Here is a 16,640-nt window from a genome sequence, read left to right on the forward strand (position 1 = left end):
GTGCTGATCGAGCCGGAGGTGACGGGCGCTGACAACGGTGATCCGCTCCGCTCCGCTTCGTGCCGTCGGAGCAGTGGTGGAAGGCGTCGCGTCAGAGGTCGGCGAGTTTTGGGACTATGGGGGCGATCTGGTCGATCCAGGCGGCGGGGGTGGTCGAGGTGGGGATGACGATGGCGGCGTCGATGCCGAGTTTCGCGTAATCGGCCATGCCCTTGACGAATTCGTCGGTGTTGTCGGTGGTCAGGCGGGGGTTGTGGGCCATGACGGTCTTGTGGATGGCGTCGTAGTCGCGGCCAGCGTCGTCGCAGTGGCGGCGCAGGACGTCGAGTTTGTGGGCGACGTCGTCGGGGGTGGTGCCGAAGAGGTTGCAGGCGTCGGCGTACTGCGCGACCAGGCGCAGGGTCTTCTTCTCGCCGCCGCCGCCGATGAGGATCTTCGGGCGGTGCAGCGGCTGGGGCGAGCAGAGGGTTTCGGCGAGCTGGTAGTGCTTGCCCTCGAACGGGCCGTTGTCGGCGGGGTCCCACATCTGGCCGCAGATCCGCAGCGCTTCTTCCAGGCGCTCGAACCGTTCGGCGATGGGCGGGTAGGGGACGCCGAGGCCGTCGTGTTCGCGCTCGAACCAGGCGGCGCCGATGCCGAGGGCGGCGCGGCCGCCCGACAGCACGTCGAGGGTGGTGACGATCTTGGCGAGCAGGCCGGGATGGCGGTAGGTGACGCCGGTGACGAGCAGGCCGAGTTCGATGCTGGAGGTGTGGGCGGCGAGGAAGCCGAGCGCGGTGTAGCCCTCGAGCATCGACGCCTCGGCGGGCAGCCCGGTCGGCTCGATCTGGAAGTAGTGGTCCATGAACGACAGCCAGGTCGCGCCCGCGGCTTCGGCGGCCGCGGCGGTCCTGGCGAGTTCACCGGCGATGGCGGGCGTGCCACCGTCGAAATCGAAGATCGGGAGGTGGATGCCGAGCTCCATGGGGGTGATCTCCTCACTGTCGATGGTGCGTCGGAATCCACGCTAGGCCCCGAGCGCGCTCCGGGCACGGTGACCGGCGATGCCGCAGTAGGCCGCGTTATGAATTGGTGGCGCGGACGATCAGTTCGGCGACCACGGCCGGGGTCGACACCGCCACCGCGTGCGAGGCGGCGATCTCCACGACCTGCGCGCCCGCGCGTTCGGCCATGGCGCGCTGCGCGGCGATCGGGATGTTCTTGTCGTCGGTGGTCAGCAGCGCGTAGGACGGCACCTCGCGCCACGCCGCCGCCCCGGCTCCTTCCTGGAGGGCGGCCAGCGCGACCGGCCGCTGGGTGACGGCCATCAGTCGGGCGGTGGCCGCCGGGACATCCGCGGCGAACTGGGCGGGGAATTCGTCCTGGCGGATGGTGAGTTCGGTGCCGGTCGTGCCGTCGGGCAGGGGATAGTCGGTGGGGGTGGTGGTGGGTGCGAGGGTGGAGCCGGGGTGTTCGTCGGTGAGCGCCAGCGCGCTCTCGCCTTCGGCGGGGATGAACGCGGCGATGTAGACCAGCGCGGTGACGTGCGCTTTGCCGTGCGCGGCGACGGTGGCGACGCTGCCGCCGTAGGAGTGGCCGACCAGCACGCACGGTCCTTCGACGGTGTCGAGGACGGCGGCGACATAGGCGGCGTCGGCCGCGAGTCCGCGCAGTGGGTTGGCGACGGCCAGGACGGGGAAGTCCTGGTCACGCAGGATGTCGATGACGCCGTTCCAGCTCGCGGAGTCGGCGAACGCGCCGTGGACCAGAACGACGGTGGGCTGAGTGCTCATGGGTTCTCCCGGAGGTGTCAGGCGAGGGTGGCGGCGGCGTCGGCGATGACCGCCGCGACCTCGGCCGGATGGGTCTGCATCACCAGGTGCGGCGCGTCGATCTCCACGACCGAACGCAGTCCCGCGCGCTGGTAGCCGAAGCGTTCGACCTCGGGGTTGATGGTGCGGTCGGCGCTGGAGACGATGCCCCACGCCGGGGTGGTGCGCCACGCGGCGGCGGTCGCCGGTTCGGTGAACGCGGCCGCCGAGAGCGGGCGTTGCGACACCGCGAACACCCGCGCCAACGCCGGGTCCAGGCCGGCGGCGAACACCTCGGGGAAGGCGTCGATGTCGACCGAGACGTCGGTGCCGCCCGGGTAGGGCGCGTAGACCAGGTGCGCGGCCAGCTCCGAATCCGGGAAACCGCCCTGGAGTTGGGCCAGGCTCTCGCCCTCGGTCAGCGCGTAGCCGGACACGTAGACCAGGCCGGCGACGTTCTCGGCCATGCCCGCGACGGTGATGACCGCGCCGCCGTAGGAATGTCCGGCCAGCAGCACCGGTCCGTCGATCCGCTCGACCACGGACCGGACGTAGGCGGCGTCCTCGCCGAGACCGCGGTTGAGCACCGGCGGCGCGAGGACGCGGTGACCGCGATCCAGCAGGTAGGCGGTGACGGGCTGCCAACTGGCGGCGTCGGCGAACGCGCCGTGGACCAGGACGATGGTGGGGGCGGTCATGGGGTTCCTCTCGATCGCGCGCGGCGGGCGCTGCGCCACCTCGAGTCTCGACCGCGCGACCGGGTGCGCGCCCCGCGTCACCGGCCCCGAAAACCCCCGATCAGGACACGGCGCGCGTCGACCCGGTCGTGCGGAATCGCTGCTGGTACTTGCGCGGGGAGATGCCCAGGCGCGCGACGAACGCCCGGCGCAACGCCTCACTGCTGCCGTACCCGGCGGCCATCGCCGCCTCGGTGACGTTGTGACCGGCGTGCAGCATGTCCCGCGCCACCCCGAACCGGATGAACGCGACGTATTCGGCGGGGGAGTGCTCGAGTTCGGCGCGGAACAGTCGGGTGAGATGGCGCACCGACACCCGGGCGTGGTCGGCGAGGGTCTGCACGGTGTGCGGGAAAGCCGGATCGGCGCAGATCAGATCCACCACCTTGCGCACCAGCGGACTGCGCGGCGCCGGACCGGTCAGCGACGCCGAGAACTGCGACTGCCCGCCCGCGCGCTGCATGTAGACGACCAGCAGTTGCGCGACCCGGCGGGCGACATCCGCGCCGTGGTCCTCCTCGACCAGGGCCAACGCCAGGTCGATGCCCGCCGCCACGCCCGCCGAACTGTAGAGATTGCCGTCACGGGTGAACAGCGCGTCCGGTTGGACCGCGATCGACGGGTAGCGGCGGGCCAGGTCCTCGGCGAACTTCCAGTGCGTGGTGGCGCGGCGTCCGTCGAACGCGCCCGTCTCGGCCAGGACGAACGCGCCGCTGCACACCGAGGCCAGGCGCCGGGTGCTCCAGGACAGCTGCCGGGTGGCCGCCACCACCTCCGGGGTGACGAACCGCGACGGCGGCAGTTCGCTGCCCGGCACCAGCACGGTGTCGAAACGGCCCGCCTCGGCGGCCGAGACGGTCACCTCCATCCGCACGCCGATGGAGGTCTGCACCGGCCGGCCGTCGGGGGAGATCAGCACCACCTCGTAGTCGTCGACCGCCTGATTGGCCTCCACGAAAACCTCGGCGGGGCCGACGAAGTCGAGCATCTTGACCCCGTCGAAGACCAGAATGCCGATCCGTCGGCGGCGCGGAGCGGCAAAAGCGGAGGTCATGACGGGCAAGTATTGTGGAGTGTCGACTCCAGAACAAGCGGTGTGGGCGATCTCGCAACCCGTTGGTACGGTGTGCCGATGGGACGGCCACGACGGTTCGACGAATCGGACCTGCTCGACGCGGCCGCGGAACTGTTCTGGACCCGGGGATTCGACGAGACCTCCATCGAGGACATCGCGCGTGCGGGCGGCGTCGGCAACGGCAGCATCTACGCCGCCTACGGCAGCAAGAAGGGCCTGTTCCTCGCCGCGCTCGAGCACTACTGCCAGGCGCGCGCCGCCTTCGTCCGCGACGTCGTCACCGGCGCGCCCGGCACCGCCCGCACCGCGGCCCGCACCCTGCTGCGCGCCGTCGTCGACGACTGCGCCGCCCACCCCGACCGCCGCGGGTGCCTCATGCTCAACGCCGTCGCCCACCTCGGCGCGCGCATCCCCGAAGTCGGCGTCATCGGCCGCCGCACCACCGCCGCCATGGAAGACGCCGTCACCGCGCGCCTGCGCACCCACCTCGACGCCGAGGAAACCGTCCTCGCCGCCCACGGCGCGGCTCTCGTCGTCACCGCCCAAGGCCTCATCCACGCCGCCCGCCTCGGCACCCCCACCCCCGCCTGCACGCCATAGCCGACATAGCCTGCGCCGCGATCCCTCAGGCACCGCTGATATCGACCTCGGCTGATTGATCAGCGTCCTACACACTCGCGCTTCCCCTCAGCGAAGCGTGGCTCAACCGCCGGGTTGAGGGACGACGCCCGGTTGGTTGGAGGTCGATTCGCCCGGGGTCTGGCCCTGGTTCTCCGGGATGGGGCCGGTGACGCCCGGTTGGCCGCCCGGGTCCGGGAGGGGTGCGCCGGGTACAGGGGCCGGAGGTGGCGGGGCCTGTTGGGGTGGTGGGGGCGGGGGTGCCTGGGTCGAGGTCGGCGGTGCCGGTGCGGGTTCCGGTGGTGCGTCGGGGGTCCGGGGGGCCGGGGCGGGTTCCGGGGCCGGGAGTGGGGGTGGTTCGGCGGCGCGAGGTTCCGGAGTCGGCGTCGCCTCGGGTGCGGGCGCGGGGGCCGGATCAGGTGCGGGGGCCGGTTCCGGCTCGGCGGCGCGTGGATCGGGCGTCGGCGCAGGTGCAGGTTCCGGCGCCGGTTGAGGGGCGGGCGGGCTCTCGGGCGAGTGCCCGGATTCCGGTGCCGGCGACGGTCCGCCATCCGGTGCGGGCGCGGCGTCGGGCGACGGTCCGCCCTCGGGCAACGGTGCCGGCTCATCTTCGGGCGACGGTCCGCCCTCGGGCGACGGTGCCGGCTCCCCTTCGGGCGACGGCAGACCTTCGGGCAGCAGGTCCGGTTCGGGCGAGGGCGCGTATCCCGGTGCGGGTGTGCCTTCAGGCGACCCACTTTCGGGCGAGGGCGCTGCTTCGGGAGTGGACCCGTCCTCGGGCGACCCGCCGGATTCAGGTGCCGATCCGTCACCGGGCGACCCGCCGGACTCCGGTGCCGACCCGGACTCGGATTCGGGGGAGCCCCCGGGTGTGCCGTCCGATTCCGGCGCGGACTCGGAGTCCGGATACGGTGTGGGCGAACCGTTCTCGGGTGAACCGTCCTGCGGCCACTCGTCGCCGGGCGTCATGGACTTCCCGCGCGGCATGCCGTCATCGCCGTTGCGGAGGACGCGCGGTGTCGCGCCTTCCAGGGCGTAGGGGGAGTCGGGGAGGGCGGGGATGCCGGTGCCCGCCGCGGTATAGGCGGGTTTGTAGATCATGTTCATCGCCATGACGGCTTCTTGGCGCAGGGCTTCGCGGGCCATCTGCGCGTCGATGACGTTGGCGGCTTCGAGGAGTCGGGCGATGGCGCCGATGGGGCCGGTGCCGCCCGGCGGGACGACGGCGAGTTTGACGGCTTCGCCCGCGGCGGCGACCGCGCCGAGGCGCGCGCCGACTTCGCCGAGGACGGCGGACAATTCGTCGACGGAGGCGGCGAAGCTGCGGGTGCTCGCGTAGGCGGCCTGCGCGGCGGCGCCTTCCCATTCCATGCCGTTCATGACCCGGTCGGCGCTGCCGCGGGCGAGGGGGAAGGTGGCGGCGAGGGTGCTCGCGACTTCGAGCCATGTGGTGGAGGCGCGCAGGACGGCCCCGGCGTCGATCCGCTGGACCTTGGCGTAGATCTCCTCGTGCGGCATCGCCTCGAAATGTTCCATCGAGTTGATGTAGTCGGGGTCGGTGCCGCTCATGACCGCACCACCCTGGTCTCGACCGCGCGCAGCGCGGCGGCGTTGGCGGCGTCGGCTTCGTCGTAGAGGCCCGCGCTGATCAGGAACGCCTCTTTCATGCGGTACGCGGCCTCGATGTACTGGTCGAGCAGGGCCGCGGCGTCGCGGGCCTTGTGGCCGAAGCCCGCGCGCAGTTGGTCGGCGGAGACGAATCCGCCGAAACCGTCGACCTCGGCGACCGATTCGAGGCGCTGCCGCAGGGTGAGCAGGCGGTCGGCCTGGTTCTCGTACACCTCCGCGCAGCGTCGCGCCGCGTCCGGATCGAACTTGATGGTGCCCGCTTGCGCGTCCTGCTTGAACCGCGCGATGTCGGCACGGCTGTTCTCGATGGTCATGCGCACCCCCGGGATCGGTCGGTCCGCCTAGCGTAGCGGGAAGGGGTGTCCCCGGTCACCAGTAGTCGGGCGGTGGTGACCGGCCGGTAGCGTGCGGCTCAGTGCGCTTGTGCGGGAATGCGTTTCTGGAGTTGGCCGGCGATCTGCTCGAGGGAGGCGGGCACCACGTGCACCATCTCGCCCGCCTTGATGAGATAGCGTCCGTCCCCGGCGACATCGATCCAGGTGTAGTGGATCGGCGGGGTCTGTTCGGCGCGGTCGAGGCGGGGCTCGATGCGGATATGTCCTTCGGCGGTATGCGGTTTGAGCAGCAGTCGCCGGATGGGGGCCGCGCCGGGACGGGGGGCCACGGTCTCCTCGTCGCGGACCGCGGCGGACTCGGCGGTGCGGGCGGGGTGACGGCCCGCGGGTGCTTTGGGCAGCAGTCCGGCGATGCGTGCGCCGAGCTTGCCGCTGTGGCCGATCGAGATGCGCACCGCACCACCGAAATCCGGTCGCGTGCCGGGTTCCTGCACGGCGAGCACGGCGCGGTCGAAGACGGTGCAGGCCAGCAGTCGGATCTCACTGCCCGGGGTGTGCGCTCCGCCGATCGCGACGATCCGGGTGTGCGGTTCGGCGAGGATACGCAGGCAGGCCGTCAGGTCGGGGTCGCCGCCGCGCGGTAGTCGTTCGGCCAGGCGGGCGCGCAGTCGGTCGGCCGCGTCCTCGGTGCGCGGCGTCTCGAGCACACGCAGCGGATACGGGTGCCGATCCACCTCGGTTTCGCGCCAGACATGCGCGAACTCGTCCGGAGTGAACGTCCATCCCACGCCGAATCACATCCTCACCGAACCCGCCGAGACGGGTCGAGCATATCGGGTCGTCGCCCGTTCGCCACGCGGACCAGCGAACCGGATTCGTGACGACGGCTAACGTCGAGGGGGCATTTCGGATATATCCAGAACGAGCCTCCCGGTTCCCACGATCGCGCCCGCGCCGGCGCACCCTAGTCCGTGGCGCCGGGGACGATGGGAGTTCAGCGTGCGGGTACTTGGTCCTGGGTCCGATACGGCGCTGATCGAGGCGCTCGGGGGCGGAAAAGCGCGCGGGCTGCACGCCCTGTCCTCGGCCGGTTTCCCGGTGCCGGAGTGGGTGGCGCTCGGCGTCGACGTCTTCGACCGGGTGCTGACCGACTGCGCCCCGGTCGCGGCGGCGGTGGCCGCCCTCGACGCCGCCGATCCCGCCGCCGCGCCCGCCGCGGCCGAGGCGGTGCGCACCGCGATAGCGGCGGCCGACCTGCCCGAGGCGGTCCGCGCGCTGATCGAGCAGGCCGCCGCGCCGTTCGGTGACGATCCGGTCGCGGTCCGGTCCTCGGTGGCCGCGGAGGACGGTGCGGACCACTCCTTCGCGGGCCAGTTCGACTCCTATCTGAACGTGCGCGGCGCGCTGATCGCCGACCGCGTCCGCGACTGCTGGGCCTCGGCCTTCTCCGAACGGGCGGTGCGCTACGCCGTGGCTCGCGGGCTGCCGCGGGTGAACGCCCCGGCGGTGGTCGTGCAGCGCCTTGTGGCCGCTCGCGCCTCCGGGGTCGTGTTCACCGCCCATCCGGTGACCGGCAGTCGGGCGCAGATGCTCGTCAGCGCCGTCTACGGTCTGGGTGAAGGTCTGGTCTCGGGCGCGGTGGACGCCGATTCGATCACCGTGGACACCGCGACGGGCGCGGTCCTGGACATCGTCGTCGGCGAGAAGGACCGCAGCTACGCGCCCGCCGCCGATCAGGGCTGCGAGGTCCGCGCGGTCGACGACGCCGATCGCGAACGGGCCGTGCTCACGCCCGCCGAGATCGCGGAACTGACGGCCGTCGCCCGCAAGGTGGAGATCGAATTCGGCACGCCGCAGGACATCGAATGGGCCGCCGACGACGCGGGCATCTGGCTGGTGCAGTCCCGCCCGATCACCACCCTCGGCGAAACCGTCTCCGCCGATTTCGCCTCGGATCTCGGCCTTTTGACCGGCGCGGGCGAATCCGTCCCGGACGGCGAGCTCCGAATCTGGGACAACTCCAACATCATCGAGAGTTTCAGCGGCCTCACCTCCCCGCTGACCTACACGACCGCCGCCGACATCTACGGCCGTGTCTACCGCGGCTACGCGGAGTCGCTGCGGGTGCCGCGGGCGCAACTGCGGCAGACCGACGCGTGGACCCCGGTGCTGCTGGGCTATTTCCACGGGCGCGTCTACTACAACCTGCTGCACTGGTATCGGATGGTGGGGATCGCGCCCGGCTATCCGCTCAACCGCAAGGTGCTGGAGGCGGCGCTGGGCGTGGACGAACCGCTGGCCGACGACATCGCGAAGACGTTGCGTCCGTTCACCTTCGACTCCCCTCGGCAGCGGCTGCGGTCGCGGGCCGTCACCACGGCCACCTATCTGCGCCGCATCCGTGAGATCGACGCGTTGATGGAGCGCTTCACCGACGAGTTCTACCGTGTCTACGACGAATACGACGCGCTGGACTACCGGTCGTTGTCGGGCGAACAAGCCTATGCCGCTTACCGCACGGTGGATCGGGATCTGGTGCGACGCTGGGGTCCGCTGATGGTGCTCGACGCGATCCTGCTGACCACCACCGGGTTGATGTTCCTGTTGACCAAACTGTTCCTGCCGAAGGCCCCGGAGTGGTTCCTCTACGCGGTGGTGGGGCCGGGGGCGGATGTGGAGTCGGCGGAACCGGCCCGCGCGATGACCGAGTTGGCGACGGCGGTGCGCGCCGACCCCGAGTTGACCCGTCTGATCAACACGACCGCGCCGGAGTCGGTGTGGTCCGCGCTGGCCGAACCCGGTCGGGAACGGTTCCTCGCGGCGGTGCGCGACTATCTGGACCGTTACGGCTACCGCAGCCTGGACGAGCTGAAGTTGGAGACCCCGGATCTGCGGGAGGACCCGGCGAGCTTGTTCGTGATGTTGCGCAGCGCGCTGGGCCGGGTGGGCGACACCGCCGCCGAGGACCGCTCCGGCGACGCCCAGGAGTATCTGGACGCGCGGTTGCACGGGGTGCGCCGCCGGATCTACGAGCGTCTGCGCGCGAAGGTGTCGCGGTGCGCGGCGCACCGCGAGCGCCTGCGGTTCTGCCGGACCAGGGCGTTCGGCATGGTCAAGCGGATGATCCGGGTGATGGCGCGCGACCTGGTGCGTCGCGGTGTGTTGGACGAGTTCGCGGATGTGTTCGAGTTGACGGTGCAGGAGCTGCGCGGCTGCTACGAAGGGCAGGACACGGCGGGTCTGCGCGCGGTTGTCGCGGCCCGCAAGGCCCGCCGCGCGCGTGACGCGGGCCTGGTCGCGCCGGCGCGATTCCGTACGCGCGGAACCGATTTCGGTCCGCTCGCGATGGCCGAGCAGGGGTGGGTCCCGATCACCGACACCCCCGCCGCCGAAGTGGGCACGGTGTTGACCGGAACCCCGTCGGCCGCCGGGATCGTCGAGGGCGTGGCGGTGGTGGTGGAACAGCCCCGCGACGTCGCGGGCGGTGTGCTGATCGCCTACCGCACCGATCCCGGCTGGGTGGCGGCGCTGCCCTCGGCCGCCGCGTTGGTGATCGAGCGCGGGTCGCCGCTGACCCACGTGGCGATCGTGGCTCGTGAGTTGGGGGTACCGACGGTGGTGCAGGTCAAGGACATCTCCCGAAAGATTCGGACCGGTATGCGAATCCGGGTGGACGGGGCGGCCGGAACGGTTACTGTGCTGTCCGAAGGAGGCCGCGATGCGTGAGATCGCGAAGTTTGCCGAGGAAGACGTTGCGGCGGTACGCGATTGGCTCGTCGGTCCGGCCGCGGGGCGCGGCATCCACTTGGCCGACGAACAGGACGGCTGGGAGTATCGCGGCTACCCGGAGATCGCCGAGCAGACCTGGTCGATCGCCGCGTTGATGCGCGCGGCGGGTTTCGGCAGCGGCGACGGCGCCTGCGTCATCATGCCGACCGGCTTCCCGTGTGTGGCGGCCTTCTACGCGGTGTGGGCGTGCGGCGGCGTGTTCACCCCGGTCGCGCCGCCGATGTTCGGTGATCTGGCGCAGATCGTCGCCCATATCGCGGGAATCCTGCGGCAGGCCGCGCCGCGCCTGGTGGTGACCTCACCGGAGTTCGAGTCGTTCGTGCGCGAGGCCGCGATCCAGGCGGGCCGCCCCGACGAACCGCTGGTGGTCGACGCGCGCACCCTGCCGCCCGCCCCGGCCGAACGGGTCTTCGGCGCGCCGGACGAATGCGCGCTGTTGCAGTTCACCTCCGGGTCGACCGGCACGCCGCGCGGAGTGCGGGTGAGCTGGCGCAATCTGGCGAACAACATCGCGATGATCTCGAAGTTGATCGATTGGCGCGACGGCGAGTCGATGGTCTCGTGGCTGCCGCTCTACCACGACATGGGTCTGGTCGGCGCGTTCCTGACCACCGTGACCAACCAGGGCGAGTTGTATCTGATGCGCCCGGACCAGTTCGTCCGCGATCCGGCGCGCTGGCTGCGGGCGATGTCGCGCGCCCAGCATTCGCCCTCGCCGTCGTTCGCCCTCGGGTACGTGGCGCATCGGGTGCCCGCCGAGGAGATCGCCGACCTGGACCTGTCGGGCTGGCGCACGCTGGCGGTGGGGTCGGAACCGGTCGAGGTGGCCGACCTGCAATCCTTCGCCGATCTGACCGGCCCGCTGGGCTTCTCGAAGTCCGCCTACACCCTGGCCTACGGTCTGGCCGAGGCCACGTTGATGGTCACCTCCTCGGCCCGGGACGCGCCGATCACCGCGCTGCGTGTCGACAACCCGAATCTGCGCTTCGGTCAGTCCGTTCCGATCCTGGCCGAGGCCGCGATCGACGACGCGCACCGGGTGCACGGGGCGGGCTGGATCACCGGTCTGGGCTATTCCACGCCCGAATGCGCGGTGCACGCGGTGGACGAGGACGGCGCGCCCCTGCCGGACGGCACGCTGGGCGAACTGGTGGTGACCGGCGACTCGGTGGCGATGGGCTATTCGAACGAGGCGGGGGAGGGGTCCTCGACCCGGATCGTCGACGGCGCGCTGTATTCCGGTGACGCGGGGTTCCTGCATCGCGGCGAGGTCTTCGTGCTGGGCCGGATGGGGTCCTCGCTGAAGGTGCGCGGCCGTTCGGTGTTCATGGAGGACATCGAGTCCCGGGTCGCGCAGGAGACCGGTCTGACCAAAGGCAAACTCGCCGCCGTCGCCCTCACCGAGGCGGGCGCGCAGGGTGTGGCGTTGTTCGCCGAGGCGTCGCCGGGCGACTGGATCGCGCAGGCCCGCAAGGTGATCGGCGGTGAGCTCGGTCCCGCGCAGACGGTGGAGATCGTCACCGGCCCGCGCGGGATCATCCGGCGCACCTCCAGCGGCAAGCCGCGCAGGCGGCACATGTGGCAGTTGCACCGCGACGGCGCGCTCGACGGCGCGGTGGTGCATCGCGCCGACCCCGAACCGGACGGCGCGGCCCTGCCCGCCGCGCGTCTGCGGGCCCTGTTGGACGCGGCGCTCGACAGCGTCGACCTGCCCGACGCCGCCGCCGTCCTGTTCGAGGGTTCGCTGGCCGAGGGTTTCGGCAACGAGGGCTCCGACATCGATTTCCTGGCCGTGGTCCCCGGTGACGAGGATCTGCCGACGCTGCCGACGGTCCTGTTCGTCGACGGTCGCCGGGTGGAGGTGCGCACGCGTTCGGAAGCCCAGGTGCGCGCGCAACTGCGCCGCCTCACCGCCGGTCCCGACGAGGACGTGCTCAACCGCTGCCAGCGTTTCCTGCGCGCCACGGTCCTGCGGTCCGGCGGCGTCGACCTGGACGCCCTGCGCGCGGAGATCCCCTTCGCCGGGTTCACCGAGATCCTGGCCGGGTGGTGGACCGCGCGTGCGGTGCACGCGCTGCGCTACGCGGTGGCCCTGAAGGCGTTCGGGGCGCGGGCCGAGGCCGCGGAATGGGCGTTGGACGGACTCACCCAGGCGGTGAAGGGATGGCTGGCCCGTCGCGGGGAGACCTACCTGGAGACCAAATGGATTCCCTCGCAACTGGATCGCCTCGGCCCCGATCCGCTCACCGACCGCTACCGCGACCTGATCGATCCGGCCGCCTGGGGTTCGCTCGACCCGACCGACCGCTTCGGCGAGCGGGCGCTGAGCGGCCGCGAGACGCAGGCGGGTCCCGAGGACACCGACGGTGACAGCGCGGCCGTTCCCGGCGAGGGTTCCGCACCGATCGGCGTGCTGGGCGGCGGCGCGGCGCGGGCGTTCGCCGACGAACTCGCCTGGGACAAGCTGTGGTCGCTGGTCGCGGACCTGGGGATCGACGCGGTCACCGACGACCCGCACCGAGTCCTGCTGGCCCGCAGGCCCGCCGTCACCACCTGGTCGATCGGCGGTCGCCTGCACGTGCTGCGCGGCGACCGTGACGTCTTCGTCCTGTCCGAAGCCGCGGCGCTCGCCTGGCGGTCGGTGGTGTTCCGCCATTCGGTGCGCGACGTCCTGGCCCGCGAGCCCGGGATCGGCGCCCGCCTGGTCGAATTCGTCCGCCTGGGTTTCGTCGGCCTGCACTGGCGCGGCGCAGGCCCGATCGTTCCGGCGCTGGCCATGTGCAAGCCGCTGCGCCCGCACACCCCCGTCCCCGGTGCTTCCGCGCCGCTGCTCGGCCTGACGGGTGCGGCGAGCGACGGCGAGCAGGTGACGCTCGCGCCGCTGCCCGCCGACCGGTTCACCGAATGCGCGTTGAACCTGGTGTGGTCCAACGTCGTGCTGGAGAACGCGCGCGAGGATCTGGCGGGCGCGGTCAAGGACGGGCAGGGCGCGGTCGCCGACATCGCCGCGCACCGCATGATCGCCATGGCGGTGCGGGTCCTGTTGTCGGCCTTCGGCATCCATCCGCTGCCCGCCGACGTGACGCCCGCCGAAACCCTCGCGCGGCTGATACCGGCCCGCGCCGGTCGACGCGCGGATCTGCTCGCCGGGCTGGCGACCGCGCGCCGGGTCCGTTTCTCGGCGCTGATCGAGCAGGGCGGCGACGTGCAGGCCGGTCTGGCCGCGCTGGACGATTTCGTCGCCGCCGTGCGCGGTGTCGCCGACGGCGCGGACCGGGCTTTCCCGGCCTCCTTCGACTCCCGCGAACAGTGGCAGCGCACGCTGGCCATCGGCTACGACTGGCTGCGGCTGGCCGGCTACCTGAATTCCGACCTGCCCCTGGACGAGGCGCGTGACCTGCTCAGTTCCGGTGGCCGACAGCCGCATCTGCGGAAAGGGGATCTCGCATGACCGCGGACCGGGTGCGCGGCATCATCACCAAGATGGCCCCGCGGCCACCGGAAGCCCTCGCCGACGAGGACCGCCTGGTGGAGGATCTGGGCTTCGACTCGCTGCGGCTGATGGAACTGACCGTCGTCCTCGAACGCGGCTTCGGCCTGCCGCGGCACCGCCCGGAGGAACTGATCGGGGTGTGGCGGGTCGGCGAGGTCGTCGCGCTGGTGGAACGCGGCCTGGCGAAGCGGGCGAGCGCGTGAGCGGGCGCGAGGCGGTCCTGGTGACCGGCGCGGGCGGACTGGTCGGCGCCGAAGTGGTGGCCAGACTGGCCGCGGCCGGTCGACCGGTGGTGCCGCTGCTGCACGTCAACTCCGCGATCGTCACCAACGACGGCACCAGGCTCGACGCGGGCACCGCCGTGGCGGGCGACATCCGCCGCCCCGGTCTGGGGCTGGCCGACCGCGACGCGCGGGATCTGGCCGAGCGGGTCGGGCTGATCGTGCACTGCGCGGCCACGACCGCCTTCGACGCGACGCCGACCGCCTACGAGGAACTCAACGTCGCGGGCACAGGCCACGCGGTGGAACTGGCGCTGGCATGGGGCGTCCCGCTGATCCACGTCAGCACCGCCTACGTGTGCGGGATGCGCGGCGGCACCGTCACCGAGGACGAACTCGAGGCGGGCCAGCGCTTCGGCACCGAGTACGAGCGCAGCAAGTTCCGCGCCGAACAACTGGTGCGCGCGGCGGGCAACCGCGGCCTCGACTGGGCGATCGTGCGCCCCGGCATCGTCACCGGCGACGCCGCGACCGGCGCGATCCGCGAGTACAAGAACCTCTACACCGTCGTGAAACTCATGGTCGAGGGCAAACTGCGGTCGCTGCCCGGCCGCTACGACGCCACCGTCGCGCTGGCACCGGTCGACCACGTCGCCGACGTGATCGCCGCGACCGCCCTGGATTTCGTGTCCGCGGTGGGCCGCACCATGCACGCGGTCGGCCGCGACACCCTTTCGCTGCGCGAGATCTCCGACGTGCTGGCCGAATACCCGTCCTTCCACGTGGCGACCTTCGTCCCGGAATCCGGTTTCGACGCCGACGATCTCGACCCGGTCGAGGCCGAGTACTTCCGCCGGATCGGCTCGCTCTACACCAGCTATTTCCAACGCCGCATCGTCTTCGACACCACCCGCGCGCGGCTGACGCTGGGTCGTCCGATCCCCGCCACCGGCAAGGACTACCTGCGGTTGCTGCTGGACTCGTGCTTGGAGACCGGCTACCTGGGGGTGCCGTTGCCCTCCATCGAGGACGTCCTGGCCGCGACCGACTTCGGCGGTGCGCCGTGACCGAGGACCTGCGCGCGCTGCTCGACACCCTGACCCCGCTGCCCGCCAAGGCGGCCGCCTACGCCACCGACACCTACGTGCTGGAGTCGGTGGACCAGGCGCGCCGTGCCGGCGTGGACCCGGCCGGGTTCGCCCGCACGCATTCGCTGCTGCTGCTCAAACCGGACGCGATCGTCGCCAGGGCGGTCGAGCCGACGCTCGACTGGCTCGACACCGCGGGCTTCCGTGTCGTCGGCGCGTACCGGGTGCCCGTGGACCGTCACCTGGCGCGGGCGCTGTGGTACTTCGCCTGGAACATCGCCTCGCCGGAGCGTCGCCGCCTGGCCGACCTGCTGGTCGACATCTCCGACGCGCTGGTGCTGGTCCTGCGCGGCGAGGACGGCGAACTCCCCGTCCCGGTCCGGCTCACCGAGGCCAAGGGCCCCACCGACCCGCGCAAGCGACAGCCCGGCGAACTTCGTCACCTGCTCGGACGGCACAGTTACCTGCTGAACCTGGTGCACACCCCCGACGATCCCGCCGACGTGCTGCGCGAACTGTCGATCTACTTCGGCGAGGTCACGCGGGCCGCGGTGCTGCGCGGACCCGAGGTCGACGCACCCACCCGCGCGCGACTGCTGGCGGAACGACTGTACGAGGCGACCCCCGCCCGCGGCTTCGACCGAGTCGAGGCCCTGGCCCGCCTGTGCGCCGATCTGGGGATCGACCCGGCGGGCGTACGGTCTGATCAGGACTGCGCGCGTCTGCTGTACGCGGCCTGGGAGCGGGGCGATGCCCTCGATCCGTGGGCGAGCATCGTGCTCGGGTCGCACGTACTGCCGATGCGCGGCGGATCCGGCGGCCAGGTTCTGCCTCCGGTCGCCGCGAACGACTGGTTGGAGGCTCGACCGTGACATCTACCGCCGCCGTGGCGGCCACCCACGACCGCACCGTCTCCCGTGCGCTGGCCCACCGGTGCGCGGTGGCCGAGGTGTTCGTCACCTCGCTCGACCCCGTCGGGGAGGACAGCTTCGTGGTGGGCGCGCAACTGCCGAGGATGCACGCCTACTACGGCGACCACGCGGGGACCCAGGCGCTGCGTCACGACCCGCTGCTGGTCATGGAGGCCGCGCGGCAGGCCGCCATCGCGCTGACCCACGAGTGCTACGGCGTGCCGGTCGAGTCGGCCTTCGTCGTGCGCACCTTCAACGGCACCGGGTCCGACACCGACGCCTGGACGGTGACGACCGCGCCCGCCGACCTGGAGATGGCCGTGCGGGTGCCGCGCCGCCACCGACGCGGCGAGGCCCTGTGCGGCCTGGACATGGTGCTCGAGATCGCCCGCGCGGGGCTGCCGATGCTCACCGTCGACGGCTCGTTCTCCTGGACCACGCCCGCCCACTGGTCGGCGCTGCGCACCGGTTTCCGCGACAGCCTCGGAGTGGGCGCGTACACGGGACCGTCCGCGCCCGGACCGCGCGCCGAAACGGCGACGGTCGGCCGCGAGAACCCGCGCAACGTGGTGATCGGGCCGCCCCAGCCCGCCGGGCCGCGCGGTGCGCGGGCGGCGCTGGTCGCCGACGTCACCCACCCGTTCCTGTTCGACCACCCCCTCGACCACATCCCCGGCAGCCTGCTCATCGAGGCCGCGCGGCAGACGGCGACGGCCCTGACACTGCCGGGGCCCGCGAAACTGGTGTGCGTGGCCAGCACGTTCGACCGGTTCGTCGAACTCGACTTCCCCGCCGAATGCCACGCCGAGATCGTCGACCTCGGGCGGGCCGCGGAGGTCGTGCGCTGCGAGATCCACCAGGCGGGTGAGGTGGCCGCCCGGATCGATCTGGAATTCGCCGAGGAACCGAGCGCCGCGTGAGCCCGGGTGACCGCCGATCCGGGGCGACGCCGTC

Annotated in this window: 14 protein-coding genes; 7 read left to right on the forward strand and 7 right to left on the reverse strand. The window is 71.9% G+C overall.

Features of this window, described 5'->3' with window-relative positions; all coding sequences use genetic code 11:
• Positions 1-91: 91 nt before the first annotated feature.
• The 4 genes from ON30_RS07470 to ON30_RS07485 all read right to left on the reverse strand — a co-directional run bounded on the left by ON30_RS07470 (position 92) and on the right by ON30_RS07485 (position 3,581).
• A complete protein-coding gene (locus tag ON30_RS07470; protein WP_040705148.1) occupies positions 92-964 on the reverse strand; it encodes an LLM class F420-dependent oxidoreductase in 873 nt (290 codons plus the stop codon).
• Between the two features lie 97 nt (positions 965-1,061).
• A complete protein-coding gene (locus tag ON30_RS07475) occupies positions 1,062-1,772 on the reverse strand; it encodes an alpha/beta fold hydrolase (protein WP_040705150.1) in 711 nt (236 codons plus the stop codon).
• Positions 1,773-1,789: 17 nt separating this feature from the next.
• Positions 1,790-2,488, reverse strand: coding sequence for an alpha/beta fold hydrolase (locus ON30_RS07480; protein ID WP_040705285.1), 699 nt, complete (start codon positions 2,486-2,488; stop codon positions 1,790-1,792).
• A 100-nt stretch (positions 2,489-2,588) separates the two neighbouring features.
• The gene (locus ON30_RS07485; RefSeq protein WP_040705153.1) at positions 2,589-3,581 is read right to left on the reverse strand and encodes a GlxA family transcriptional regulator; all 993 of its coding nucleotides are present in this window, start codon (positions 3,579-3,581) and stop codon (positions 2,589-2,591) included.
• 78 nt (positions 3,582-3,659) lie between these two features.
• Between ON30_RS07485 and ON30_RS07490 the strand changes: the two genes are divergently transcribed.
• Entirely contained in the window at positions 3,660-4,202 is a 543-nt protein-coding gene (locus tag ON30_RS07490; protein ID WP_051029055.1) for a TetR/AcrR family transcriptional regulator, read from the forward strand.
• Positions 4,203-4,304: 102 nt separating this feature from the next.
• On the opposite strand, the gene ON30_RS41675 is transcribed toward ON30_RS07490, so the two are convergent.
• The 3 genes from ON30_RS41675 to ON30_RS07505 all read right to left on the reverse strand — a co-directional run bounded on the left by ON30_RS41675 (position 4,305) and on the right by ON30_RS07505 (position 6,972).
• On the reverse strand, positions 4,305-5,789 hold the full coding sequence (locus ON30_RS41675) for a hypothetical protein (RefSeq protein WP_040705155.1): 1,485 nt from the start codon (positions 5,787-5,789) through the stop codon (positions 4,305-4,307).
• Positions 5,786-6,163, reverse strand: a complete 378-nt coding sequence (locus ON30_RS07500; RefSeq protein ID WP_040705157.1) for a hypothetical protein — start codon at positions 6,161-6,163, stop codon at positions 5,786-5,788. The genes ON30_RS41675 and ON30_RS07500 overlap by 4 nt, the downstream gene beginning before the upstream one ends.
• Positions 6,164-6,261: 98 nt before the next feature.
• Positions 6,262-6,972 carry an ESX secretion-associated protein EspG gene (locus ON30_RS07505; RefSeq protein WP_040705159.1) on the reverse strand — a complete coding sequence of 237 codons (711 nt, stop codon included), beginning with the start codon at positions 6,970-6,972 and terminating at the stop codon, positions 6,262-6,264.
• 211 nt (positions 6,973-7,183) lie between these two features.
• Here ON30_RS07505 and ON30_RS07510 point away from each other — a divergent pair, with 211 nt between their 5' ends.
• The 6 genes from ON30_RS07510 to ON30_RS07535 are packed head-to-tail and all read left to right on the forward strand — an operon-like array spanning position 7,184 to position 16,606.
• Positions 7,184-9,910 carry a phosphoenolpyruvate synthase gene (locus ON30_RS07510; RefSeq protein WP_051029036.1) on the forward strand — a complete coding sequence of 909 codons (2,727 nt, stop codon included), beginning with the start codon at positions 7,184-7,186 and terminating at the stop codon, positions 9,908-9,910.
• Positions 9,903-13,424, forward strand: a complete 3,522-nt coding sequence (locus ON30_RS07515) for an AMP-binding protein (RefSeq protein ID WP_040705161.1) — start codon at positions 9,903-9,905, stop codon at positions 13,422-13,424. The genes ON30_RS07510 and ON30_RS07515 overlap by 8 nt, the downstream gene beginning before the upstream one ends.
• Positions 13,421-13,669, forward strand: a complete 249-nt coding sequence (locus ON30_RS07520) for an acyl carrier protein (protein WP_040705163.1) — start codon at positions 13,421-13,423, stop codon at positions 13,667-13,669. The genes ON30_RS07515 and ON30_RS07520 overlap by 4 nt, the downstream gene beginning before the upstream one ends.
• Positions 13,666-14,754 carry an SDR family oxidoreductase gene (locus tag ON30_RS07525; RefSeq protein WP_040705165.1) on the forward strand — a complete coding sequence of 363 codons (1,089 nt, stop codon included), beginning with the start codon at positions 13,666-13,668 and terminating at the stop codon, positions 14,752-14,754. The genes ON30_RS07520 and ON30_RS07525 overlap by 4 nt, the downstream gene beginning before the upstream one ends.
• Complete coding sequence (locus ON30_RS07530; protein WP_040705167.1) at positions 14,751-15,647, forward strand: nucleoside-diphosphate kinase; 897 nt, start codon at positions 14,751-14,753, stop codon at positions 15,645-15,647. The genes ON30_RS07525 and ON30_RS07530 overlap by 4 nt, the downstream gene beginning before the upstream one ends.
• A complete protein-coding gene (locus tag ON30_RS07535) occupies positions 15,644-16,606 on the forward strand; it encodes a ScbA/BarX family gamma-butyrolactone biosynthesis protein (RefSeq protein WP_040705168.1) in 963 nt (320 codons plus the stop codon). Before ON30_RS07530 ends, ON30_RS07535 begins: the two co-directional genes overlap by 4 nt.
• Positions 16,607-16,640: the final 34 nt, after the last annotated feature.

Origin of the sequence: Nocardia takedensis NBRC 100417 (assembly GCF_000308695.1) — a bacterium.
GTDB lineage: Bacteria > Actinomycetota > Actinomycetes > Mycobacteriales > Mycobacteriaceae > Nocardia > Nocardia takedensis.